General features: G+C 63.9%; 20 protein-coding genes. 5 read left to right on the plus strand and 15 right to left on the minus strand.

Going from position 1 to position 24,270, the window contains the following annotated elements:
• The first annotated feature begins 69 nt into the window (after positions 1 to 69).
• The 4 genes from ACSBOX_RS02550 (at position 70) to ACSBOX_RS02565 (ending at position 5,593) form a co-directional block, all read left to right on the plus strand.
• Positions 70 to 1,803, plus strand: a complete 1,734-nt coding sequence (locus ACSBOX_RS02550) for an ABC transporter ATP-binding protein (RefSeq protein ID WP_284984183.1) — start codon at positions 70 to 72, stop codon at positions 1,801 to 1,803.
• The gene (locus ACSBOX_RS02555) at positions 1,800 to 3,785 is read left to right on the plus strand and encodes an ABC transporter ATP-binding protein (RefSeq protein ID WP_442544660.1); all 1,986 of its coding nucleotides are present in this window, start codon (positions 1,800 to 1,802) and stop codon (positions 3,783 to 3,785) included. Before ACSBOX_RS02550 ends, ACSBOX_RS02555 begins: the two co-directional genes overlap by 4 nt.
• Positions 3,786 to 3,851: 66 nt before the next feature.
• Entirely contained in the window at positions 3,852 to 4,688 is an 837-nt protein-coding gene (locus tag ACSBOX_RS02560; RefSeq protein ID WP_442544661.1) for a DUF559 domain-containing protein, read from the plus strand.
• A 143-nt stretch (positions 4,689 to 4,831) separates the two neighbouring features.
• Positions 4,832 to 5,593, plus strand: coding sequence for a formylglycine-generating enzyme family protein (locus tag ACSBOX_RS02565; RefSeq protein WP_442544662.1), 762 nt, complete (start codon positions 4,832 to 4,834; stop codon positions 5,591 to 5,593).
• A 90-nt stretch (positions 5,594 to 5,683) separates the two neighbouring features.
• On the opposite strand, the gene ACSBOX_RS02570 is transcribed toward ACSBOX_RS02565, so the two are convergent.
• The 10 genes from ACSBOX_RS02570 to ACSBOX_RS02615 form a co-directional block, all read right to left on the minus strand.
• Positions 5,684 to 5,896 carry a hypothetical protein gene (locus tag ACSBOX_RS02570; RefSeq protein ID WP_184741564.1) on the minus strand — a complete coding sequence of 71 codons (213 nt, stop codon included), beginning with the start codon at positions 5,894 to 5,896 and terminating at the stop codon, positions 5,684 to 5,686.
• A 161-nt stretch (positions 5,897 to 6,057) separates the two neighbouring features.
• Entirely contained in the window at positions 6,058 to 6,945 is an 888-nt protein-coding gene (locus ACSBOX_RS02575; RefSeq protein WP_442544663.1) for an N-acetylglucosamine kinase, read from the minus strand.
• The gene (locus ACSBOX_RS02580) at positions 6,942 to 9,512 is read right to left on the minus strand and encodes a glycoside hydrolase family 2 protein (protein WP_442544664.1); all 2,571 of its coding nucleotides are present in this window, start codon (positions 9,510 to 9,512) and stop codon (positions 6,942 to 6,944) included. Before ACSBOX_RS02580 ends, ACSBOX_RS02575 begins: the two co-directional genes overlap by 4 nt.
• Before the next feature lie 2 nt (positions 9,513 to 9,514).
• Positions 9,515 to 10,594 (minus strand): hypothetical protein, encoded by a 1,080-nt coding sequence (locus tag ACSBOX_RS02585; RefSeq protein ID WP_442544665.1) that lies wholly within the window; start codon positions 10,592 to 10,594, stop codon positions 9,515 to 9,517.
• Between the two features lie 24 nt (positions 10,595 to 10,618).
• Positions 10,619 to 12,703 (minus strand): hypothetical protein, encoded by a 2,085-nt coding sequence (locus ACSBOX_RS02590; RefSeq protein ID WP_442544666.1) that lies wholly within the window; start codon positions 12,701 to 12,703, stop codon positions 10,619 to 10,621.
• 70 nt (positions 12,704 to 12,773) lie between these two features.
• The gene (locus tag ACSBOX_RS02595) at positions 12,774 to 13,856 is read right to left on the minus strand and encodes a glycoside hydrolase family 130 protein (RefSeq protein ID WP_442544667.1); all 1,083 of its coding nucleotides are present in this window, start codon (positions 13,854 to 13,856) and stop codon (positions 12,774 to 12,776) included.
• A 5-nt stretch (positions 13,857 to 13,861) separates the two neighbouring features.
• A complete protein-coding gene (locus ACSBOX_RS02600) occupies positions 13,862 to 14,617 on the minus strand; it encodes a carbohydrate ABC transporter permease (protein WP_269995871.1) in 756 nt (251 codons plus the stop codon).
• A 229-nt stretch (positions 14,618 to 14,846) separates the two neighbouring features.
• Complete coding sequence (locus tag ACSBOX_RS02605; protein WP_442544668.1) at positions 14,847 to 15,809, minus strand: carbohydrate ABC transporter permease; 963 nt, start codon at positions 15,807 to 15,809, stop codon at positions 14,847 to 14,849.
• 13 nt (positions 15,810 to 15,822) lie between these two features.
• Positions 15,823 to 17,133 (minus strand): ABC transporter substrate-binding protein, encoded by a 1,311-nt coding sequence (locus ACSBOX_RS02610; protein ID WP_442544669.1) that lies wholly within the window; start codon positions 17,131 to 17,133, stop codon positions 15,823 to 15,825.
• 107 nt (positions 17,134 to 17,240) lie between these two features.
• Positions 17,241 to 18,266 (minus strand): LacI family DNA-binding transcriptional regulator, encoded by a 1,026-nt coding sequence (locus ACSBOX_RS02615; RefSeq protein ID WP_442544670.1) that lies wholly within the window; start codon positions 18,264 to 18,266, stop codon positions 17,241 to 17,243.
• Between the two features lie 105 nt (positions 18,267 to 18,371).
• On the opposite strand from ACSBOX_RS02615, the gene ACSBOX_RS02620 reads away from it, so the two are divergent.
• The gene (locus ACSBOX_RS02620) at positions 18,372 to 19,418 is read left to right on the plus strand and encodes a hypothetical protein (protein WP_442544671.1); all 1,047 of its coding nucleotides are present in this window, start codon (positions 18,372 to 18,374) and stop codon (positions 19,416 to 19,418) included.
• Positions 19,419 to 19,486: 68 nt separating this feature from the next.
• On the opposite strand, the gene ACSBOX_RS02625 is transcribed toward ACSBOX_RS02620, so the two are convergent.
• The 5 genes from ACSBOX_RS02625 to ACSBOX_RS02645 all read right to left on the minus strand — a co-directional run bounded on the left by ACSBOX_RS02625 (position 19,487) and on the right by ACSBOX_RS02645 (position 24,197).
• Entirely contained in the window at positions 19,487 to 20,254 is a 768-nt protein-coding gene (locus tag ACSBOX_RS02625; RefSeq protein WP_442544672.1) for a type 1 glutamine amidotransferase domain-containing protein, read from the minus strand.
• Between the two features lie 75 nt (positions 20,255 to 20,329).
• Complete coding sequence (locus tag ACSBOX_RS02630; RefSeq protein ID WP_442544673.1) at positions 20,330 to 20,809, minus strand: RpiB/LacA/LacB family sugar-phosphate isomerase; 480 nt, start codon at positions 20,807 to 20,809, stop codon at positions 20,330 to 20,332.
• Positions 20,806 to 22,536: a dihydroxyacetone kinase family protein gene (locus tag ACSBOX_RS02635; protein WP_442544674.1), complete on the minus strand. Its 1,731-nt coding sequence runs from the start codon at positions 22,534 to 22,536 to the stop codon at positions 20,806 to 20,808. Before ACSBOX_RS02635 ends, ACSBOX_RS02630 begins: the two co-directional genes overlap by 4 nt.
• Before the next feature lie 33 nt (positions 22,537 to 22,569).
• The gene (locus ACSBOX_RS02640) at positions 22,570 to 23,343 is read right to left on the minus strand and encodes an SDR family NAD(P)-dependent oxidoreductase (RefSeq protein ID WP_442544675.1); all 774 of its coding nucleotides are present in this window, start codon (positions 23,341 to 23,343) and stop codon (positions 22,570 to 22,572) included.
• Positions 23,344 to 23,372: 29 nt separating this feature from the next.
• Positions 23,373 to 24,197, minus strand: a complete 825-nt coding sequence (locus ACSBOX_RS02645; protein ID WP_442544676.1) for a sugar phosphate isomerase/epimerase family protein — start codon at positions 24,195 to 24,197, stop codon at positions 23,373 to 23,375.
• Positions 24,198 to 24,270: the final 73 nt, after the last annotated feature.

Here is a 24,270-nt window from a genome sequence, read left to right on the forward strand (position 1 = left end):
GAAAGCTCTAGTTGCCCCCAGCAACCAGTCGTAGACTGGCCTTCGAATCACTACGTGAGTTGGAGAACGATGCTCTGGAAACTTCTCGTTCAGTACCTGCGGCCACATCGGCGGCTGCTGATCGCCGTCGTCATTTTCCAGTTGGCGCAGTCGATAGCGTCGCTGTATTTGCCCACACTGAATGCCGACATCATTGACGAAGGCGTGGCCAAGGGGGATACCGGGTACATCCTGGGCACCGGCAGCCTCATGTTGCTCATCACCCTCCTGCAGATCGCGTGCTCGATCACGGCCGTGTACTTCGGCGCGAAAGCCGCCATGGGCCTGGGGCGGGATTTGCGTGGTGCTATTTTCACCAGGGTGGGGGAGTTCTCCGAGCAGGAGGTCACCCGCTTCGGCGCCCCGTCGTTGATCACGCGCTCCACCAACGACGTGCAGCAGGTCCAGCAGCTCGTCCTGATGTCCTGCACGCTCATGGTTGCGGCGCCCATGCTCAGCATCGGCGGCGTCATCATGGCCGTCCGTCAGGACGCCCAGTTGTCCTGGCTGATTGCCGTGAGCGTCCCCGTGCTTCTCGTTGCGGTGGGCCTCATTGTGAGCCGGATGGTGCCGCTGTTCCGCAAGATGCAGGTCCGCATCGACACCGTGAACAGGGTGCTCCGCGAACAACTGGCAGGCATCCGCGTGGTGCGCGCTTTCGTGCGCGAGGACATGGAAACGGAACGCTTCGCCTCGGCCAACCAGGACGTCACGGAGATGGCGCTGCGCGCCGGGCGGCTCATGGCCCTCATGTTCCCGGTGGTGATGCTGGTGCTCAACGTCTCGAGCGTGGCCGTGATCTGGTTCGGATCGTTCCGGATCGACGACGGATCCATGCAGGTAGGCACGTTGATCGCGTTCCTGAGCTACCTCATGCAGATCCTCATGTCTGTCATGATGGCGACGTTCATGGCCGTCATGATCCCGCGTGCGGCTGTTTCAGCGGACCGCATCGGGCAGGTGCTCGAGACCCAATCGAGTGTGCGGCCTCCCGAGAACCCTGTCACGGAGACCGCCGGCCGCGGCGAGCTTGAATTGCTCGACGTCGGATTCGCCTACCCGGGTGCCGAGCAGCCCGTCCTCAGTGGCATCAGCTTCCGGGCACGCGCAGGCCAGACGACGGCGATCATCGGCAGCACGGGCGCCGGCAAGACCACGTTGGTGAACTTGCTGCCACGGCTCTTCGACGCGAGCAGCGGCTCGGTGCGGATCGACGACGTCGACGTCCGTGAACTGCACCCGGACCTCTTGTGGGGGCATATCGGACTCGTCCCGCAAAAGCCCTACCTGTTCTCCGGCACCGTGCGAAGCAACCTTCTCTACGGCAAGCCGGACGCCACGGAGGAAGAACTCTGGCGGGCGCTCTCCATTGCGCAGGCCCAGGACTTCGTCGAGGAAATGGAGGGTGGGCTTGACGCTCCGATCTCGCAAGGCGGCACCAACGTTTCCGGCGGCCAGCGGCAGCGCCTCGCGATCGCCCGGGCACTCGTGAAGCAACCCGAGCTCTACATTTTCGACGACTCCTTCTCGTCCCTGGACACCGCCACCGACGCCCGGCTCCGCCAGGCACTCAAGCGGCACACGTCCGGCGCCACCATGGTCATCATTGCGCAGCGCGTCTCCAGCATCGCCGATGCCGAGCAGATCCTGGTGCTCGACGACGGGCGGCTCGTAGGGCGCGGAACCCACGACGAGTTGTTGGAGACTTCAGAAACGTACCGCGAGATAGTTTCCTCGCAGCTCGCAGCGGAGGAGGCAGCATGAGCAGCGCACCCAGCACCGGCACAGCAGGCACCGCGAACCGCCCGCAGCGTCCCCCGATGGGGCCAGGCCGCGGTGGACCCTTCGCCGGAATGAGCATCCCGGCCGAAAAGGCCATGAACTTCCTGCCCTCGGCCAAGCGGCTCCTGGGAACCCTGCGGCCCGAGCGCATGTGGCTGACCCTGGTTCTCTTCCTCGCCGTGGCAAGCGTGACCCTGTCCGTGATCGGCCCCCGGCTTCTGGGCCAGGGCACCAACCTGATCTTCGCCGGCGTCGTATCCAAGCAACTTCCCGCCGGGGTGAGCAAGCAACAGGTCATCGACGGGCTGCGCGCTTCAGGCCAGGGCTCCAAAGCGGACATGTTGCAGGGCATGGACCTGACCCCCGGTGTCGGAATCGACTTCGGGGCGCTGTCCTCGATCCTGCTGTGGGTGCTGGTCCTGTATGTCCTGGCCTCAGCGTTCGGCTGGATCCAGGCGTACGTGCTCAACGGCGTCGTGCAGCGGACGGTGTACCGGCTCCGTGAGCAGATCGAAGCGAAAATCAACCGGCTTCCGCTGCGCTATTTCGACTCGGTGCAGCGCGGTGAGCTGCTCAGCCGCGTGACCAACGACGTCGACAACATTTCGCAAAGCCTCCAGCAGTCCATCAGCCAGGCGGTCACGTCCCTGCTCACGGTGGCCGGCGTCATCTTCATGATGTTCCTGCTCTCGCCGATTCTGGCGTTCATCACCCTGGTCACGGTGCCGTTGACGTTGGTGACCACCGTGCTGATTGCCAAGCGATCGCAGAAGCTGTTCGTGGCCCAGTGGAAGAACACGGGCGAGCTGAACGGGCAGATCGAAGAAACCTACACCGGCCACGCGCTCGTGAAGGTGTTCGGCCGCCAGCGCGAAGTGGAGGAACGCTTCCGCGAGAAGAACGCAGAGTTGTTCTCGGCCAGCTTCGGCGCCCAGTTCATCAGCGGCTTGATCATGCCGGCACTGACATTCATCGGCAATCTGGTCTACGTCGGGATCGCTGTGGTGGGTGGCCTTCAGGTAGCTTCGGGCGCCATGCAGTTGGGCGATGTCCAGGCCTTCATCCAGTATTCCCGGCAGTTCACGCAGCCGCTGGCCCAGCTCGGCTCGATGGCCAACCTGCTTCAGTCCGGCGTGGCATCCGCGGAACGCGTCTTCTCGCTGCTCGATACCGAAGAGCAAAGCGCGGATCCCGAACCCTCGGCCGTCCCCGAAAAGACCCGGGGGCGCTTGGTGTTCGAGAACATTTCCTTCTCCTACTCCGAAGACAAGCCGCTGATCCAGAATCTGAGCCTGGTGGCCGAGCCTGGGCAGTCTGTGGCGATCGTCGGGCCCACCGGGGCAGGCAAGACCACCCTCGTGAACCTGATGATGCGCTTCTACGAGCTCGACGCCGGGCGGATAACGCTCGACGGCGTCGACGTCGCCTCGATGTCCCGCTACGAGCTGCGCTCGCGGATGGGCATGGTGTTGCAGGACACGTGGCTCTTCGGCGGCACCATCCGGGACAACATCGCCTACGGACGGCCCGACGCCACCGAAGCCGAGATCCTGGAGGCCGCTCAGGCGACGTACGTGGATCGCTTCGTGCACTCGCTCCCGGAGGGCTACGACACAGTACTCGACGACGAAGGCAGCAACGTGTCCGCCGGTGAGAAGCAGCTACTCACCATCGCCCGGGCGTTCCTTGCCCGACCGTCAGTCCTGATCCTCGACGAGGCCACGAGCTCCGTGGACACCCGGACCGAGGTCCTGGTCCAGAAGGCCATGAATGCCCTGCGTTCTGACCGGACGAGCTTTGTGATCGCGCACCGCCTGTCCACGATCCGCGATGCCAACCTCATCCTGGTGATGGAGGCCGGGCAGATCGTGGAGCAGGGTACGCACGCAGAGCTGCTGGCCGCCGGGGGCGCCTACTCGAGGCTGTACGAAGCACAGTTCGCGGCGCCGGTGGCGGAGGTCTGAAGGTTCTATCCACATACGCCGTGCCAGGGGTGACGCAGGCCTGCCCCGGCCCGGCACGATGGCTGGATGGATGTTGAAAAGGCGCTTGGCCTCTGCGGCGGTGTGGCGCGACGGCCCGTGCTTGCCCGTCTTGGCATCACAGACGGCCAGCTGAGGAAGGCGGTTCGCAACGGTGTGGAACAACCGGCGCGCGGCGTCTACGCGTTGGCTTCGGCATCCGTCGCCGATGTGGCCCTGGTCCGGAACCATCAATTACGGACCTGCGCCAGCGCGGCCCCGTTCTACGGCTTGTGGGTCATTCACCAGTCCGGTCCGCTCCACGTGCACCACAGGCGAAACCACGGGGCCAGTGACGTCGTCGTCCATCACGGTGGCTTGCTGCTCCCCGCGCATCCGCACCGGCCGGTGGCGTCCCTGGCCGATGTCCTGATCCACGCATTGCGCTGCCTGCCCTGGCCGGAATCCTTGGTCATGGTGGAGTGTGCAGTGGCCCGGGGTGACATGACAGTGGGATTTTTGCTGGAGCGGCTGCCGGGAAAACGCAACGGCAAGGCGCGCGAAGTTCTACGTTGGGTGGATCGCGGTGCTGAGTCGATGCTGGAGACGCTGGCCCGGACCTACTTCCGGAAGGCAGGAATCCACGTCGAGGCGCAGTTCTATCTCGACGGCGTGGGCTATATGGACCTGTTGCTGGACGGTTGGCTGGTGGTGGAACTCGATGGCCGCCACCATGCGGAGTGGCGGCAGGTGAAGAAAGACCATCGCCGTAACAACTCATCCGTGGTTCAGGGCTATACCGTGCTCCGGTACTACTACTCGGACGTGGTCTATGAGGCGGAAACCATGGTTGCGGAGGTCCTGGCGGTGCTTGGGCGCGGGAAAATTGCCCGTCCGGCAGCGTAGCCGTGTCACGCCAAGCAACTTTTTGGGGCAATCGGTCAAGGAGAAGCCCGGAAATCCGGGAGTTTGGATGCGTGCGGCGGCCAAAAACCTGCCCGGCGTGACACTCACTGCCCGGAAGAGGGCGCGGACTAGGCTTGGATCCCATGGACATCAACCCGCCACAGCTCCTCAGCCTGCCTGGTGGGCAAATTGAACTCCGCGATGCCCGCACTGGCAGCACCAGTTCGGTGGACCTTGTGGCCTTCGAGATTGGAAGGACAGCGGTTACCCGGGCCGAGTTTGCCGCAATTGCCGGGCGTGGGCTGGTGGAACATCCACACGCGCCAGTGCATGGGATTACCTGGCTTGAGGCCATCGATTGGTGCAACGCGGCGTCTGAAGCGGTAGGCCTCAGCCCGGCATATGCGCGGTCGGGCCGCAGCGTCGAATGGGACGTTGCGGCCAATGGCTATCGGTTGCCCACCGAAGCGGAATGGGAATATGCATGCCGCGCCGGATCAGGTGGTCCGCACTATGGTCCGCTCCGTGAGATTGCATGGACCGCGAAGGATGGAGCAGGGGCACCCGCCGAGGTCGGACTCAAAAAACCCAACGCGTTCGGCGCCTTCGACACGCTCGGCAATGTCTGGGAGTGGTGCTGGGACTATGCGGATCCCGCGAGATACGGCGACTACAGGACATTCCGTGGCGGTGGCTGGGCTGACGAAGCCTGGAATGTGCGAGCGTCGGTACGGCGGGGCAGCGCTCCCGATGCTGTCCTGGAGGATGTGGGTTTCCGGGTGGCGCGCGGCGCCTGTGGTGCACCAATGGCAAAGTCCGGGCAGGGATGGTCGGACGAAGCCGACAGAAGCCGGGCAAGAGTACGCGGGCCGATTCCGTTCGGCTGGACTCCGCTGAAGGCGTGACACTCGCCCTCCAGGCAGGCCCCGGATACGCGAACGACGGCGGGAGGTGGCTCCCGCCGTCGTCGTCGCTTTGCGTCTGAAAAGGCGCTGTTACAGGGAGTGCGCGTCGAAGGCGGTGGCCTTGGCCGCGCTGCCGTTCAGGCTGACAGTGAAGGTGTTGGGTCCGCTGCAGGTGACTGCGATGCTGGCCTTGGAGGTGTTGTGGCGCACTGAGAAGTCGTGCACCAGGGCGTCCAGCGTGTGGTGGGTTGTTGAGCGGTCCCAAATTTTCAGGGTTACGGAATCGGCAGTTTCAAACGTCATTGTTCAGTGCTTCCATTCATGAATCCGGATATCCGGCTATCGCGCCAGTGCGATAGCCGCCGTACAGCCTTTCCATAGTGCACAGCGAGGCGCGGACGGCTCAAGCCAGAACGGCGTTTGTTGCTCGTGAGACTCATCACAGTGTCGCCTAGGAGGGATGCCTAGTGGGAGGCAAGGTGCAGGGCGCCGAAGACCGGATCCTGGGTGAGGACCTGCAGGGTGTGGAGGCCCCGGGAAGCAAGGGCTATCCGCATGGCCGTCTGCAATGGGGGCTGGTTCATCCCGAGCCCACCGCCAAGGACAATGGGTCCGTCGATGTCCAATTGCTCGGCGCATTTTGCCGCCAACGCGGCGAGATCGGCGCCTGCTTGGAGGATCATGTCCAAGGACGCTGTGTGCCCCGAGGCCGCGCACTCAAAGACAATCGGTGATTTCGACGCCCAAAACTCGCGTCCCGCGTCGCCATGGAAAAGGGCAATCAAACCCTCCGGGCCGGCGAGACCACACGACTTCACCAGCGCTTTCGTCAGTTCGTCGGGACGCAGCCCGCTGTTCATTCGCTCGAGGCTGTACCTCACCGCTTCACGACCGAACCAGTACCCGCTGCCTTCGTCGCCGAGCAAGTAGCCCCAGCCGCCCGCGCGCGCCTCGTCCTCGCCGTTAGTACCCCAGGCCGCGGATCCAGTGCCGGCGATCACGGCGATTCCGGTGCTGCATCCCGCGGCAGCCAGCAGAAGGCGCGTGTCGTGGACAACGGAGACGACGGCGTCGGGAGCCAATGGCTGGATCAGTTCCGCCAGTGCGTTCGCATCTTCGGCGGTATCGATCCCTCCGGCACCGACCACCACCCTCGCCACGGATTCGGCGCGGAGGGTGGCGAAGACGCCCTCCAGGCTGCCGCGGGCCTGGGCGCGGCTTACGTTCTGGACGTTGGCGCTGCCACCGGAAGTATCGGCAACGGCGGTGCCGTTCAGCCATTTGATGCCGCGCGTCTTCGAACCTCCGATATCCAAACCTACGACGGCGCCGATCGTGCTGGGGTGTGTCACTGGAATGATCCTTCTTCCTTTTCGGCGCGGATTCCGACGCCCTGCAGCACCGGGTGCCGCGACCATGCATCGAGTCCCGGCCCGTCGGCACCATCAACCGTGGAGGCGACCCTGAAGGTATGGCTTTCGCCGGGCAGCAGTGAAATGCATTGTTCGGAGACAGTCGCCTTGGGGTCGAGCCGGTCCGCCTGCAGAACCAGATCGCGCACAATGGTTTCGGCGGTGACAGTCACTTCAACGCCATCGGGGACTTTCGATGCCCGGGCGGTGACCCTCGCCGGCTCCTTGATGCGATCTTTGTCCTCGGCGTAGAAGTGGAGGATCCGGTCCCCGTACCCGAGTCCTTCACCTCGCGCCACGAGGACATCGGTCAGGGCACGCTCAGCCTCGCCGAGATCCTCGGGGAGCCCGATTTCTGTCTTGCTCCGGGGGTCGACCTCGAACACGAATTGATGGGACGCCTCCAGCCGGACGTCCCCCGGGACTGCCTTCGTTGGGGAATCCGTACCGACGCGGTCCACGGTGAGGGTTCCACTCCAGGGCTCCGCGGAGTCGTTGACCAGAACGACGGCGAGCCCGTCGCCGCGGGGCTGTATGGTCGCCAGCCGCGGCCGGTAGGCCTCACGGATTGCGTACCACAGCGGTTTCAGTTGACCATATCCATCGATGGCGGCCCAGGAGGTGACGGGCCAGCAGTCGTTGAGCTGCCAGACAATGGATCCTGCACAAACCGGTGATCCTGCACGGAAGTGTTCGATGCCGAAACGGATGGCGCGGGCTTGGTTCACTTGCGTGAGGAAGTGCCATTCCTGGAAATTCGCGGGCTCGGGAAGATGCGCGGAGAGCCCTCTCTGCAGCTTCCCGGTACCGTCTTCGGCCTTTTGGTGCTGGAGGAAGGCTGGAGATTCGAGGTCCAGGTCCGCCGGCTCCAGGACGCGGGTGAGGGTGGACCAGTTGGGGGGACCCTGGAATCCGAATTCGGAAACGAACCGTGCATTCCACTCCGCGTAGTGCGAATAGTCCTTCTGGTTCCAGACATCCCAGATATGCACGTTCCCGTGCCGGGGATCGTTGGGATGCAGTTCGGGATCTCCCGAGTAAGGGCTGCCGTTCCAGTACGGGCGGGTGGGATCCAACTCCGTTACCAAAGCAGGCAAGAGCTCGGAATAGTAGCCCCATCCCCAGTTCCGACCGTCGAGCTGTGGCTTCCAATCCCAGTCCCAGAAGCCCCAAACGCATTCATTGTTTCCGTTCCACAGCACCAGGCTCGGGTGGCTCATGAGGCGTGTGACATTGTCCCGGACCTCGCCAGCGATTTCCTCGGAGAGCGGCCCATCCTCCGGGTAGCCGGCGCAGGCAAAGAGGAAATCCTGCCAGACCAGAATCCCCATGCGGTCGCACAGCTCATAGAAAGTGTCCGACTCATACACCCCGCCGCCCCATACCCGGAGCAGGTTCATGTTTGCCGCAGTCGCTTGCGAGAGGCGCTGCCGGAGCCGGTCTTCGGTGATGCGGGACGGAAAGCAATCGTCCGGGATCCAGTTGGCGCCCTTGACGAAAATGTCGGTTCCATTGACGGCGAAGACGAAGCCGGTTCCGGTTTCGTCTTTTTCGGTTTTGAGCTCAAATTGCCGAAACCCGATGTTTTTGGACCAGACGTCAAGGTGATGCCCGTCGGCCAGCAGCGTCACCGTCAGTTGAGTGAGCGGTTGGGCACCCATATCGTGGGGCCACCACAGTTCAACATCCTCGAGATCGACCACTACCCGGGCCTTGTGGGAGTCCGCCGGAATGGAGATCGACTCGGTCTTGCCTTGGATGTCGACTTTGAGTCCGAGCTCGCCTGAAACGCTTGGCGCTCGCAGAACCTCGACTTCCACTTCCACACGGGCATGTCCGTTGGTGGGGAGTCCTCCGGCGCTGGTGCCGGGGAGGAGTCCGGGTAGGACGGTAGTGGTGACCGATGGACGAACCGACTGCAGCCGTGCCGTCCCGTACCGCCTGACGCCCACAGGTTTCCATGGTCCGGCCGTCAGGAGGTTCGGGCCCCAGTCCCAGCCGAAATTGCAGGCCGACTTGCGGACATACTGGAATGGCTCCGGATTGCCATTGGGTTGTTCCCCTACGGAAGCCCGGATGTGTTCGGCGTACTCGCGCACATTCTTGAAAACGATGGCCAGATCATTGGCACCCGGCCTGACGACGTCGGAAACGTCCACGACGTAGCTGCGGTGCTGGTTGTACGTGTGCGCAAGGTCCTGCCCGTTGACCCGGACGACGGCGACGGTGTCGAGGCCTTCGAAGACGAGCTCTGTCCGCCGCTCTTCATCGCCGTCGTGGTTGAAGGATGTGGAGTATTCCCACTCGCTTCGGCCTACCCAATGCTGGGACTCCTCGTTTTGCCCCACGTAGGGGTCCGGGATGTGCCCATGGTCCATGAGGACCGTGTGAACAACCGACGGAACGGAGGCCTCCAGCCTCCAGCCCTCGGCCCCGGACGGGGCGTCCGGGGCCGGAGCGGTCACTCTTAGAGTCCATCCCTTGGCGAGGTTTCTCGTCTCAATCATGCTTAGTCTTGGTCTGCGCGGTAGAAGTACATCTCCCGCGATCCCGAAGGAGCATCCCAGCCTTGGGCGAACATCCAGGTTCCGCCGAACTTCAGCAGGCCGCCCCAAGCCAGCGAGCCTCCTCTGTGCATCGCCTTTTGGGTGAACGGTTCGTCCACGTCATAGAGCGCCTGTGCGGCGGAGAACTGGCCGTCCACGTCGCCGTAGAAGAAGTCCAGCACCAGCTTGCCGCCGTCGCTCCCGGTGTTGTCGCCGTCGTCGACGATGGCGCAGGCCACTTCGTGCAGGGAGCCGCCCAGCGGGCCAAGGTCCAGGTACTCCTGCGGCTCGAACGTCCAGTTCACCATGTCGGTGGACCGACCCACGTGGGTGGTTCCGCCGCAACCCTCGGACAGGTACATCAGGTAGTGGCCGCCGATCTTGACGGCGTCGCCCTGGGCGTTCCGGGGGATGACGGCCCCCTTGGCCCAGAACCGCGAAACCTCGTAGGGGACAGCCAGGCCGAGCTTTTCCCAATGGATCAAGTCGTCGGACACAGCGACATTGATGTCGCAGCCGACGTCGCCCAGGGGATAGACATCGGGGTCCTGGCCAACCTGTTCCTCGCTGCGGTCGATCGTCCAGATCCCGTTGTAGAACATGTAGTAGCGGCCATCGGCCTGGTACACCTTGGGATCTTCGCAGCCAAGGATCTCATTGTCCTGGGTGGGGTAGATCACCGGGTTGGAGGGGTTGTCCTGCCAGCCGGTTTCGGGATCGTAGACGGCAACGCCGATACGGCTCGAGACCGATTCCTTGCGTGGGGATGCTCGGTAGAAGAGGTAGAGCTTGCCATCACGCTCCATGACCGAGGGGTTGAAGATCGAATCCGCGGTCCAGCCGATGCCTGTCGGATCCGCCCAGTCCTGGACTTGCCTGAACGTCAGGGAATCGTCCTTGCGGAACGGACCAACAGCCCATTCCGGGTGCTCGGGATACGCGGCGGAAAACTGGTCGGTGGAAATGGTGTCGGTCAGCGGATTGCTGAACGTGAGGGCTCCCTCGTAACTGTGGAGCAGGGCTTCCGTGGTGATTTTCTGCATGGGTTCTTCCTGTGGTGATGAGTGTCAGTTGTGGACCAGGGTCACCCAGGTGAACCCACCCGGGGCCACGGTGACGCGGCCGGAATGGTCTGCCCCGTTCTGGTCGGCACCCGGTGCGACGGGCTGTCCGGAAGCATCGAAGGCCTGTTGGCTCAAATGGAAGCCTTGGGGCATGTCCACTTTTCGATCGGTGCTTCCCGGAGCCGCGCTGATGTACAGGGTTGATTGGCCTCCGGAACCGGAGACGGAAACCGAGGAAATCTGCGGCTGCAGCGGCACGCCGTCGATCGATACGTCGCTTCCGGCCTTTGCGGTCACGCTGTCCTGGCCGGCCGGCATGGCCCGGTCAAGGGAGAACGGGAAGAGCTTGCCGGGAGTTGCCGTGATGCCTTGATCGCCTGCCCCGCCGTTGGGCGTGGTGCCGAGGAAAGTGCTCCCGGCAGTCCATGACGTCGTGCCGGCGGCTTCGGGGCGCTGGTTCACGATCGGGTACGCGTTGCGTGCCTGGCCCGAGGCCGGGACAGGGATCTTCACGGTGCCGCCCGCGTTGAGGGCGACGTATGCACCGCCGGACCAGTTCGCCTCACCGGTCCATGCGGAGGCTGGCTTGACCACTGCGCCGCCGGTGATGGTTCCGGCTTCGGCTTCGGCTACCTTGAGTCCGTCCGTCCCGACGGTGCTGCTGATCCCCAGGGCCTTGGCCTTGAGTTCCGGATTGGCGTCCAAAGCGAGCATGGACAGCAGCGTGTGGATGGTGGATTCCGCCCCGGAGTTCGGGTTGATGCGGCCGTCGGTTTCGATGCCGTCGATGGCGGTGCCCGTTGCCGGGTTGTAGGCGGGCTTTCCACTGCGGTTGGCACCGAAATACCAGCCTGCAGCAACCGCTGCGACGTCGAGCAGGCCCGGAGCGTTTGCGGCCTTGGCGGTCGCCACGAGTCCTTCAACCCGCGAGTCCACTCCGTAGGCTATCTGTGCCTCACCCGGGGTCGGGCTCCAGGCATTGTCCGGTCCTCCTGCGGCGAGGAGCTGCGGAGTGAATTGTGCGGAGTCCTTCACCGCGGCGGTCAACAGCTCAGGGCGATGTAGCAACGGGGACGCGGTCGCGACGGCGGCTGCCGCCATTCCGCCCCATGCATGCCACAGCGTCTGGGTCTGGGTCGACGGAAGAATCGCGCCGAACGGCCACTGCTGACCCGACCCCGAGGACATCGCGGCGATGCCCTCGGTGAGCTGGCCCAGCGCGGTGGCGGCAGCGCCGTCGTCGGGCGCCGCCTTCGAATAGGCGGAGAGTCCGAGCACGGCTTCCGCCGAGGCATCCGCCCCTCCGGTGATCAGCCAGGCAGGGACCTTGGTGCCGTCGGCAACGTCGTACTTTCCGTACTTCGAGAGGGACTGCTTGTTGAGGGACGCGACGGCGAGGTCCATCCTGGACTGCAGGAAGGCGGCAAACTGGGGATCGGCGGACTTGAACGCCGCATATCCTTCGCCGAGGGCCCACACGGTCCGGGCCAGCCAGTAGGACTCGGCCGAATCGCTGGGGTCAGGAAGTTCCACCGGCTTGGCACTCGGCGTCAGGGTGCCATCGGCTTGCTGCCACAACACCACGTTTCCGGCGTTGGGTCCGGAAGACGTCTGCAGGTACGTCAGCTCGCGCAGCACGTCGAAGGCCCGGGCACGGCTCGAGGCGTCGCCGGTCTGCTGCCAATGGCGCAAGTAGACGACGGCGGTGCGCGCAATGTCGTCCGCGTTGAAGGCCCCTTGGCTCCAGTTGCCGGTGGCCGGGTCCTTGGAACCTCCTCCTACCCGCGTGTAGCTGCCGTCGCCGTTCTTGTTGGCGTACGTCCACGGAGCCTGTGCCGCGGGGTGTTCAGCGATCTGGTAGGTGGTGTGGCCATCCACGGCGTTCAGGGGAACCGTGTCCATCAGGAAATTCAGGTGGGACAGATTGGTCAACGGCGCCTGCGACACCGGCGCCGGCGCCTGCGACGCAGCGGCCGGAACCGGCTGCGCCGCCGAGGCCACCCCAGCCCCGGCCAGGAGCATCGACAACGTGGCAACAACTGCGACCGGGGCGGATTTCAGCCGTGCATAAACAAGGGGAGAGCTCATGTCTAACTCCTATGGGCGTGGAAGAAGGCTGGACTGCTGGGGCGGGGTGGTGCCTCGGGGCGGTCCGGTCCTAGGCGCGGTCCAGCCGCGCCACGCCGATCTTCGAATCAGCCATCCCGTAGAAGACGAACAGCTGCTCGCCGATCTTCTCAATTGCCGTGGGGAAAACGACGTTGGGGACGATGCCGGAGATCTCGTCTTCGGTTTCCGGTGCCAGCAGGGGCTTGTCGCTGCGGGCGATCACGATCGAGGGATCGTCGCTGTCGAGGATCATCGCAGCGGCCGTGTAGTTGACATTCTGCTGGTGGTCGAAGGCGGACTTTTCCATCGATCCGGAGACGCCGTGGTAGATCAGGAGCCAGCCCTCGTCGACGCGGATGGGGGCCGGTCCGCCGCCGATCTTGAGTTCTTCGAAGGGGAACTCGCTCAAGGCCACGAGCTTGTGCTTGCGCATGTGAACGAGATTGCGGATGTCCCTTTCGACGTCGTCAACTGCGACGTAGGAAATCCAGATACCCGGGCGGTTGTCATCGAGGCCGGCCGGCAGGTGCTCGCCTTCGCCCTCGCGGATCCAGCCCAGGTCCCACATGGGGCGGTGCAGCAAGGCGTAGGAGGGAACGCCGTCGGGGTCGTTGATCGGTTCCGGGAAGAACACGGCGTCCTTGTTGGCGAACAGGTTCAAGTCCATGGACAAGTCGGCCTGGTACTCGAAATGGCAGGGCCCCAGGCGGTCCCACGTGCGCAGGTCTTCGGAGTGGGCGAAGGCCAGGCGGGGACCCAGCGGTCCGTACGCAACATAGGTCATGAGGTGGCGGCCGAGCGACGGTACCCACGTGATGCGGGGATCTTCCGTTCCCGCGTTGTTGAGGCCGCGTTCCCATCCTTCGTCCGGTGCCAGGACAACGCCTTGGCGCTCGACGCCGGACGGGACGCCGTCGTCGCCGACGATCACTTTGGCGAGCCCGACGCGGGAGACATTGCCCTTCGCGACGAGCCGCGGCAGGAGGTACAGCTCGCCGTCGGGCCCGCGGCCGCTGGCGGGGTTGAGGACGCCTTCGGCTTCGAACTCGTTCCCGTCCTCCGGGGTCATGATGACGCCGGCGCGGGTGAGGGTGAACGGGACAGTGGGGAGTGCTGGAGTTGAGGAAGTCATAGAGCTTAGCCCTTTACGCTTGAACCGATATTGGTGGAAATGAATTGGCGCTGGAAGAAGATGAACAGCGCGACCGCGGGTGCCGCGAGGACGCACGCACCGGCGAGGATGGCGCCGAACGGGTTTGATGCCGTGGCGGCAATGTTCGAGATGTAGTTCGCCAGGGAGACGGCGAGCGGTTCCATGGCTTGGTCCTTGGTGACGAGGAACGGCCACAGGAACTCATTCCACGGACCGATGAAGGTCAGCAGAATTGCGGTGACAATGGCGGGCCGGACCAGGGGGATGGCGATTTGCCAGAGGATCCTGAGCTCGCTGGCTCCGTCGATGCGGGCGGCCTCGAACAAGGTGGAGGGCAGCTGCATGAAGTACTGACGGAAGACGAACACTGCGGTCGAATTGATCGCGAACGGCAGGATCATGCCCAGGTACGAGTCCGAGAGCCCGTAGTCCCGCACGATCATCACGTACAGCGGGATGAGCAGGAGCTGGAACGGGATCATCTGCACCAGCAGCATCATCCCGAAGACAAAGCCTTTGCCGCGGAATTGCATTTGGGCGAGCGCGTACCCCACCAGGAGCCCGAAAACCACCGTGAAGAAGATGACGCCACCGGTGAAAATACCGGAGTTGGCCAGGCCTTTCAGCAGGTCGATCGAGTTGTTGATGTTGCTGTAGTTTTCGCCGGTGATGTTTGCCGGACTGGGGAACGCTCCACCCACGGAAGTGTCCGGGGAGGTCTGCAGCGAGCCGATGAACATGTAGTAGAACGGGAAGAGGAAGACGAACGCTCCAACGGCCAGCAGCAGGAAGCTGCCCACGCCCAGGTTCTTGCGTTTCGCCACGGAACTGCCCTTGCGGGAGGCCGCGGATCCGCGTGCGTCAGCACTGGAAGCAGCTTCGGAAGCCGTTCCTTCGGGAGCGCCGGCACTTGGCCGGCGGGCGTCGTCGTCGTCGTTCCTGAGAGGCGCTTTGTTGAAAATGGACACGTCAGTCCTCCTTCCCGCCTACGAGGCGTTTCTGGATCAGGGCGATCAGCAACACGCCGATCACCAGCACCACACCCAGCGCCGCTGCCACATCGGGATTCCCCTGGAGGATTCCCTTCTGGTACATCAGGAACACCGGCGACGTCGAGGCTCCGTCCGGGCCGCCTCCACCAGTGAGCAGATAGGGCTCCGTGAACAGGTTCGCTCCGGTGATGGTGGCGAGCAGGGTCACAAGCACGCTGGCGGAGCGCACTCCCGGAACGGTGATGTTCCAGAACTGGACCCATTTGCTTCCGCCGTCCACCGAGACGGACTCATAGAGCTCATCCGGGATGTTCTGCAGCGCGGCGAGGTAAAGCAGGATGAAGAATCCCAATTGCTTCCATGTCACGTACAAGGCCACTGTCGGCATGGCCAGCCAGGAGTTCGTCAACCACGAGGGGTTCGGGGCCAGCGGCCCCAGAATGGAGTTGACCAGGCCGTTTTGCTGGAACAGGAACAGCCAGACCCCGACGACGGCGACGCTCGCCGTGACGTACGGGACGTAGTAGCTGACCCGGAAGAAGGTCTTGAGCCGCGATACACGGTTCAAGGCGTTGGCCAGGATCAGCGACAGCCCCACGGTCAGCGGCACGTTGATGATCAGGAAGACGCCGATATTGACGAAAGAGCGTTGTACTTGGGGATCGGACAGGACGCTGATGTAGTTGTCCAGCCCCACGAAGGGACGGTCAACCTGGACGCCCGGAGCGGTGAAGTAGAACTGGTGGAAAGAGATGTAGACGGCGTACCCGAGCGGATAAGCCAACACCGCGAGGACGAAGATGACGTAGGGGGCGCTGAACAGCAGTCCCAGCGGCTGGCGGCCCAGGAAGTTCTTGCGTTTCCTGGGCGCCTGCCGCTGGTCCACAGCCCGCCCCGCAGAGTCTCCCGTGGCGGGAACCCCAGCTGAGCGTAGTGACATGGGGATTCGCCTGCTACTTCTGGGCTGCCAGTTGGTTGATCTTGTCGGAAGCGCCGTTGAAGGCGTCGTCGATGCTCTGGTTGCCGAAGATCACGGACTTGCTCCAGGCGTCACGGAACGTCTGCCAAACCTGGACGGCGTTGTTGAGGTTCGGGACCTCCACGGTGCGCGCGGCCTGGTCGGCGAAGTTCTTGTACGCCGGGTTCTGGGTGAAGTAGTCCGCGTAGGCCGTCGTCAGATCCTTGCGCATCGGCATCTGGCCCGTTTGGGAGAGGAGCTTGCCGTCCTGTTCCTTGCTCGTGGCGAACTTCAGCACATCCCAGGCGGTGCCTTGGTTCTTGCAGGCGGAATACATCGCGACGTTCTTGGCGTCGGAGAACGTGTAGGACTTGTCCTGGGTCGCGGCGGCCGGGATCGGCACCTCGCCCCAGTTGACCTTGCCCTTGTAGGAAGCGATAGCCCACGGGCCGGCCAGCGACATCGCGGCCTTGCCGTCCGCGAAGGAGTCGCCCTTATAGACTTCCTTGGACGCCAGGTTCTCCTTGTAGAGGGTCTGGAACATCGTGGCGACCTGCTTGCCCTGATCGCTGTTGAAGGTGGCCTTGCCGTCCTTCACCAGCTGCGAACCCTGCGTGTTTGCCGCATAGAACGGGTAGAAATCGAACCAGGACTGGAAGAAGTCGCTCGCAGTAGAGGGCCATACCGCGTTGGCGACGGCGCCTGACTTCACGAGGGTCCGGGCCGTGTCCAGGAACTGCGACTGCGTGGCCAGCTTCGGGTTGGCCGGGTCCAGCCCCGCCTTCGCGAAGATGTCCTTGTTGTAGAAGAGGACCACAGGGTTGGACTTCCACGGCAGCTGGTACATCTTGCCGTCGGAAGACTTGTACTGATCGGCGAGGTCGCCGGTACGGTCCTTGATGTACTGGGCGCCGTCCGGGAAGGAGTCCAACGGAACCAGGCCACCCTGCTTCTGGAACTGCGGCACCGACACCGGAGAGGTGTTGAAGACCAAGCACGGAGCGTTGCCTGCGGTGATTGCTGCGCCGATGACTTCCTCGGAGCTCTTGCCGGCCGGGATTTCCTGCGCATCGATTGGCTGGTCCGGGTGTGCGGCGTTCCATGAGGCCACCATGTCCTTGCCCCACTTCACCTCGGACTCGTTGTTCGAATACCAGATCTTGATGGGCCCTTTGGCCGTGGTGGCGGAGTTCGCTCCAGAACCTGTGCTGCTGGAGGCGCCTCCACCGCATGCTGCCAGGCCGGCTCCGATAACGGCGATGGCGGTGAGGGAGAGGATTCTCGAACTGACTTTTCCGTGCTTCATTGCAACTCCTTTTGCGGGGAAAAACTGATAATGCGGTGGGTGCATTGCCTTCTAGGGGGAATGGCAAATAACCCCACCCAATTGCGGGTAAATCGGTCTTCGTAAGGCTAGTTTTTGGGCATGCCTGGGACCGGCCCGGTGGAGGCGCGGACCACGAGTTTGGGGGACGGCAGATAGACGTCTTCTGCAGGGGCTCCGCCGAGGAGGCTCAGTAATTTCTGGGCCGCAACGCGCCCCCAGAGCAGGGGGTCGGCGGGGATAGTGGTCAACGGAGGGTTGAGATAGGTGGCGAGCTCGGTGTCGTCGTAGCCCGTGATGGATAGATCGTCGGGAACGGACAACCCGAGGGACTGGACGTAGGACTGTCCGGCAGTGGCCATGAGGTCGTTCGCGTAGATGATCGCAGTGGGCGGTTGCGCCGAGCGAAGAAGTTCCGCGGTGGCCGCCAAGCCGCCGGCTGCGGTGAAGTCCGCCTCAATGAAGGAACCGGCCTCGAGCCCGGCCTTCGACATGGCGTTTTGCCACGCCAACCGCCGGCTCCGGCCGTGAATGTAACTCTGTGGTCCGCCCACGTGTCCGATTTTGGTGTGTCCCAGCGAAACGAGATGCTCGACGGCGGCGGCGATGCCTTCGGTATCGTCCATGCACACAGCAGGGAACGGTGAGGAGGTTTCGGGCCGATTCAGCGTGACGGCCGGAATCTTGAGGCTTTCCAGCAACGCGATCCGGGAGTCGTCAACCCTCATATCCGTCAGGATGACTCCGTCTACGCGGCTATCGGCAGCCAGTTTCCGATAGCCCAGTTCTTCGGCTTCGGCGCTGGCGGCAACGGTCAGGACCAACGCGTATTCGTGCTCCACCAACGTGGTCTCGATCCCGGCGATGAACGCGGGGAAGAAGGGGTCCGTTCCCAAAAGCCTGGGATCCCTTGCCACGACCAGCCCAACGGCGAAGGCCTTGGCTGAAGACAGGCTCTTGGCGCGAAGATTGGGCTTCCACCCGAGCTCGTTGGCAACTTTCAGGATCCGGTCACGGGTGCCCTCGCTGACCCCGGGCAGACCGTTGAGCGCGTAGGAGACGGCTCCCTTGCTAACTCCGGCTACCCGGGCGACGTCACTAATGGTGACTGCCATTTTCCCTCCCGCCCATCATTGGTGATTCACTTCACAAAACCGGTTCAGTGTGTCTAAGCTAAACCGGTTCAGTTATTAATGTCAAGGACTAAGGAGCGATAGCACGTGATTCCCCTCACGACGACCGGCCTGACCAGCAATTTCGAGGAGGCTGCGGATCTGCGGAAAATCCATGTTCCGCAGGAGTACTTCTCAGCCCGATATGAAGGGGAAGCGGAGTGGGCAATCGGCCCCTTCACGGAAGACGCGTCCCTCACCTTCACCGCACAAGGACAGTGGCCGGATCCGACAGGTACCGGATGGACATCGTCAGCAATCTTCAATCCCTCGCTGATAGCGGACGGGAATCGCCTTGTCCTTTTCTACCGGGCGTCGCCCACCATGGAATCCATGGCGAGCCGCATCGGCATGGCCACCCACGACGCCGGTCGGGGGTGGGCGGACAGCGAGTTGAACCCGATCATCTACCCCACACTGGACAACGAACTGTATGGCTGCGAAGACCCGAAAATCTATCGGAACGAAGGCCGGTATTTTCTCTTTTACCACGGAGTCTTCCCCATCGATCCTGAGGACGCCGACGCCTACCCGTCGCCCGGATATCCCTTGGAGGGCGTCGGTTGCGATCTCAACCTGGCTGTCTCGGATGATCTCCGGACCTGGACGAAGCTCGGACCAGTGGTTCCGCACACTGTCTCAAGACTCTGGTGCAAAGGCGCCGTCATACCCCGCGACCCCGAAGGCAACGCGATCAGGGTCAACGGCGAGTTCCTCATGTATCTCTCTGAAGGCTGCAACGGGACATTCCAGGTCGGGCGCTCGGATGACCTGATCAATTGGACCTTCGAGGAACAACCATATTTGGACCTCGCTCCCTTGCAGGGCCGTCTGCACGAGGTTGCCTGTGCAGCGGCCGGGTTCGACGACCAGGGCCACATCGTCCTCGACTTCTTCTACCGGGCTGCGGATGGACAACCGGCAGCCGCCCAGGCCCTGTACCACTCCGATGCACCCTTCACCCAGATCGCCCTGAACAAAGGCGGATCGCTCTCATGGGGCGGACTATTGGGACACCAAGGCACCTGGATCTTCCCCCAAGGGTGGAGCGCACCCGCGGGAAGCAGGAACCTGTACTTTTATCGTTCCAACTAGGCCCGGACAGACGAAACCGGCGGCCGCCCGTCGTCGGGGCGGCCGCCAGTTTCAGTGGGTTGCGGGCGTTACTGCTCTGCTTCGGCCGCAGCGGCCTTCTTGGCGTCCTTCTCTGCCCGAAGTGCCTCGGCCTCGTGCTGTTCCTCGGCCTTTTCCTGGTGGATGACCACCGCGAGGAGCTTCTCCATCTCCTTGGCCACGCCGGCGGCCGAGGCCGGATTCTGCCCGGTCACCAACCGCTCGGAGACAGCGACTTTCTCTGCGAAGACGTCGGCGAAGACGTGGGTCGCGCCCTCTTCCTTGAGCCGGTCGGCAAGGAAGAACGGGATGACCTTGTCCATGCCTGCTGCAACTTCTTCGTCGTTGGTGAATGCGGCCACTTCCCGGCCCCCGACAAGTCGGAACCCGTCGGCCAGGTCCACGTTCACCAGACCCGCGGGTCCGTGGCAGACGGCGCCAACCACACCACCGGCGTCGTACACGCTGGCAACAAGCTTCTGCAGGCCTTCGCTGTCCGGGAAGTCCCACATGGTGCCATGGCCTCCCACGAGGAAGACTGCGTCGTACTGGCCCGGATCAACGACGTCGATGCGGGCTGTGTTGTACAGGCCGGCGCGCGTGGTCTCGTCCTTCGTGAAGGCAACCTGGATGGGATCCTGCGGATCTACTTCATCCTGCGGAGGCTGTCCGCCCTTGATGGATGCGAAATCGACGAAGTGCCCGGAATCTTTGAAGACCTTCCAAGGATGTGCGGCCTCGGCCACGTTGTAGCCGGTCTTCTTTCCCGTATCGCCGAGTTCGGAAACGCTGGTCAGTACCATGAGGATTTTCTTCATGAAATGCTCCTATCGTCCACATTCCACCCTACGCCAAGCCCAAATTCAGGCCCACCCCTCGTGCGCCGACGGGACTCAGCAGCCCTCGAAGTCCGTGAGCACCTTGACCTTGTCGGCCGAGGCCGACGTCGGGTCGAAGGCGTAGCCGAGCCACTCCCGGGCCAGCCTGCTGGCCAGCTCGATCCCGACCACGCGCTGGCCCATCGTGAGCACCTGGCAGTCGTTGGACAGGATGGATCGCTCCACGGAGAAGGAATCGTGGGCCGTCGTGGCGCGAATGCCGTCCACCTTGTTCGCTGCGATGGCAACGCCGATCCCGGTGCCGCAGAACAGGATGGCCCGGTCTGCGTGGCCGTCGCGGATGAGTTCGCCGGCTTTGATCCCCACGTAGGGGTAGGGCGTGGTGAAGTCTTCGGTGGAGTCGCCGCGGTTGACGCCGATGTCGATGATCTCGCTGATCCGCGGATCGTCCCGCAGGTCCGCCATGATCCGGTCTTTGTAGTCGACTCCTGCTTCATCGGCGCCCAGGATGAGCCGGAACCCTTTCGTGCTCATGCCGTGACCTTCCCGGCACTCACAACATGCGGGCCCATGACGGTGAAGATCATCGCGAGCGACGTAGCTCCGGGATCGGCGGTGCCCAGGCTCTTTTCCGCCAGCGGCCGGGCCCTTCCTTTGAGGGGACGGAGCGAGGCCGTGGCTTGCGCAGCCGAGGTGGCCGCCTCGGCAGCTTCAGTCCAGGCGAGCTCCGGAGGAACCCCCTCGGCGACGCGAGTGCTGAACGTTTCGGCGAAGGGGAGCAAGGCATCCACCATGGTCTTGTCGCCGATCTCGGCCTTGCCCAGATCGGTGATGCGCGTGGCGAACGCTGTCACGGCAACGGCAAGTCCAGCCGGTTCCGGCGCCTCGTCATTGCCGAGGGATTCGCCGAATGCCCGGAGGCCTGCGCCCCACAGGACTCCAGAAGTTCCGCCGGCCTTGTCCGCCCAGGCGTCGCCCGCGGCTCCCAACATGTCGCCGGCTCCGGCACCACTGGCCAGTGCATCCGCGGCGGCCGCTGTGGCGGCATCGATGCCGCGGACCATCCCGCGCCCGTGGTCGCCGTCGCCCGCTACCGCGTCCATGTCGCCGAGGCGCGATTCGGCGTCGTGCAGTGCTATCCGGGCCGCCTCCAGCGCGGCAGCGCAGTTTGCGGCGTAGTTGCGCGAATCCAAGGTGGCCTCAAACTCCGTGGCGACAGGGCCGCCGTCGAACGCCTCCTCCGCAAGCAAACCGCCGGCAAGGGCGGCGTTGCCGCGCCGGTAGGCCGGCGTTTCGGCCGGCGCGATCCAGAGCGGCTCAAGTTCCTCGTCAAGCCAGGTGATGGTGAGGGAAACGCCGGACATGTCCAGGCTGGTGACCAGTTCGCCGACCTCCGGCATGACCAAGGTGTACCCGGCGGCGCGCAGCAACGGAGCCACCGTCAGCCACAGGACGAAGAGTTCTTCATGCTTGGTGGAGCCGAGTCCGTTGAGGATGACGGCGATGCGGTTTCCCGCTCCGTGCGGTGTCTCTGCCAGAAGCCGCGCGACAAGCTCCTGGCCGAGTTCCTTGGCCGGCGGGAGATCGGTGTCGAACAAGCCGGGCTCGCCGTGGATGCCCAGGCCAAGTCCCATCTGCTTGTCCTTGAGCGTGAACAGCGGCGCGTCGGCGCCGGGGAAGGTGCAGCCGTGGAAGGCGCTTCCGATGGTGCGGGTCAGGCTGTTGGCCTTGCGGCCCAAGCGCACGACGTCGGCCAGCCCGGCTCCCGCTTCGGCGGCGGCGCCCATGATCTTGAAGACCGTGAAGTCGCCCGCGATGCCGCGGCGTTTGGCGGATTCCGACGGCGGCGCGCTCGCGATGTCGTCCGTCACCAGCACGTTTTCCACGGCGATGCCCTCTGCGGCCAAGCGCTCGCTGGCCATGCCGAAGTTGAGGACGTCCCCGGCGTAGTTGCCGTACGTGAATACCACCCCGGCGCCGCTATCGGCAGCCTTGGCCACGGAGTAGGCCTGCTGCGCGGACGGCGAGGTGAAGATGTTGCCCACGACGGCGCCGTCGGCGAGTCCTGCTCCGATGAGTCCGGCGAATGCCGGGTAGTGCCCGGATCCGCCGCCGGCCAGGACGGCAACCTTGGGCTGCTCGGGACGGTGGCGGCGCACTGCGCCGCCGGGAACCTGGCGCACCAGGCCGGAGTGGAGGTCGCAGAAACCGGCGAGGGCTTCGTCTGCGAAATCGGCGGGATCGTTGAAGATTTTGGTCATCGTGGGCTCTTTCGGCTACGGATGCGGGGACTGCTAGTGGATGTGGCTTCCACCGTTGATGTCGATGGTGGCGCCTGTGAGGTAGGCGGATTCCTCGGAAGAGAGGAACGTGATGACGGCTGCGATTTCCTCGGTGGTGGCGTTGCGGCCCAGGGGAATGCCGGCGTTGATGGCGGCTTCCTGCTCGTCGGTGCTGCCCACGCGGATGTTGGTGTCCACCGCACCCGGAGTAATGGCGTTCACGGTGACGCCCGTGGCGCCGATTTCGCGTGCCAGCGCCTTGGTGAAGCCGAGGATGGCTGCCTTCGCGGCGGAGTAGGGGACCTTGCCGAAGACGCCGCCGCCGCGCTGGGCGGAGACGGAGGACATGTTCACGACGCGGCCCCAGCCGTTGGCGATCATGTCCGGCAGGAAGGCCTTGGTCACCAGGTAGGTGCCGGTGGCGTTCACGTCCATGATCTTGTGCCACAGTTCCAGCGTGGTTTCGAGGAACGGCACCGGCGAGGTGATGCCCGCGATGTTGGCGAGGGCGCCGACGGCGGGGAGGTTGCCTGCGCTGATCTCGGTGGCGACTGCTTTGTAGGCCGCGTTGACGGAGGCTTCGTTGGCGACGTCGATCTCGTAGCCGAACGCAGGGACGTTGAACTGGTTGCCGATTTCCGCTGCGACTTTGGCGGACTTCTCGCCGTCGAGGTCCAGGATCACTACGGCCCAGCCATTATTGGCGTAGCGGCGTGCGGTGGTGATGCCGATGCCCCGGTCCGAGGTTGCCCCGGTGAGGACGGCGGTGCGCTGGATGGTGGTCATGATGCTCCTTGAATTTGTTGTTGTGAAAGTCAGATGAGGTCTGTGATGAAGCTGGCGGCTTTGGCGGCCGCAGCCGGGCGTTCGTCGTGGGTGACGTCGCGGGTTTCGAGCTCCAGCGAGAAATGGCCGCTGTAACCGTCGGCTGCGAGGGAGCTGAGTCCGGCGGCGAAGTCCGCCTGGCCGTTACCGATGCTGAGGTTGATGTTGCCCGGTACTGCGTCCCGCAGATGGACATGTGCAATCCGGCCCCGATGGCGTTCGATGTATTCGAGCGGGTCTTCGCCCGCGGCGACGATGTGGCTGAAGTCCATGACAATCCCGACGCCGGAGCCCGCCAGCCGCGCGGCGAGCTGTTCTGCGCGGTCCAGGTTCCAGCAGAACCGGAGGAAGTGCAGCGATTCTGTCCAGAGTTCGACGCCGAACTCCGCCGCGCGCTGCCCGGCACCGATGAGTTGGGCTGCGATGGTGTCCAGGTCCTCGTTGAGGCCGCGGACCGGATCGTGCGACAACGCTCCGCATGGGAGGACCAAGGCCATCGCGCCGGTGTTGGCGGTAAGGGTGAGGAGCGCATCAAGGTGACTTTTGCGGGCGGCGTGCTGGCCGCCGTCGAGCACTGCATTGAGGTCTCCGATATCGCCGTTGACCGAGCGGACCCGCAGTCCCGAGGCGGCGACCTCTGCAGTCACGGCCGCGACGGCGTCGGAATCAAGCTCGTACGGAACGTGGTCGCAGACGCCCGGGAGCGCGCCGAGGTCGATTTCCTCGAAGCCCAAACCGCCGATGGTGCGCAGGGCGGCGGGCAGATCCTGGTGGCGGAAGCTGATGGACGAGCAACCAAGCCGGGAGTTGAACATCTTCGTTTCCTCCAGTCGTGCCCGAAGGCAGTAGTGATGGGAACCACAGTAGCTAAGTTAACTGTTAACAGTC

Origin of the sequence: Arthrobacter sp. KN11-1C, assembly GCF_052180225.1 — a bacterium.
Taxonomy (GTDB): Bacteria; Actinomycetota; Actinomycetes; order Actinomycetales; family Micrococcaceae; genus Arthrobacter.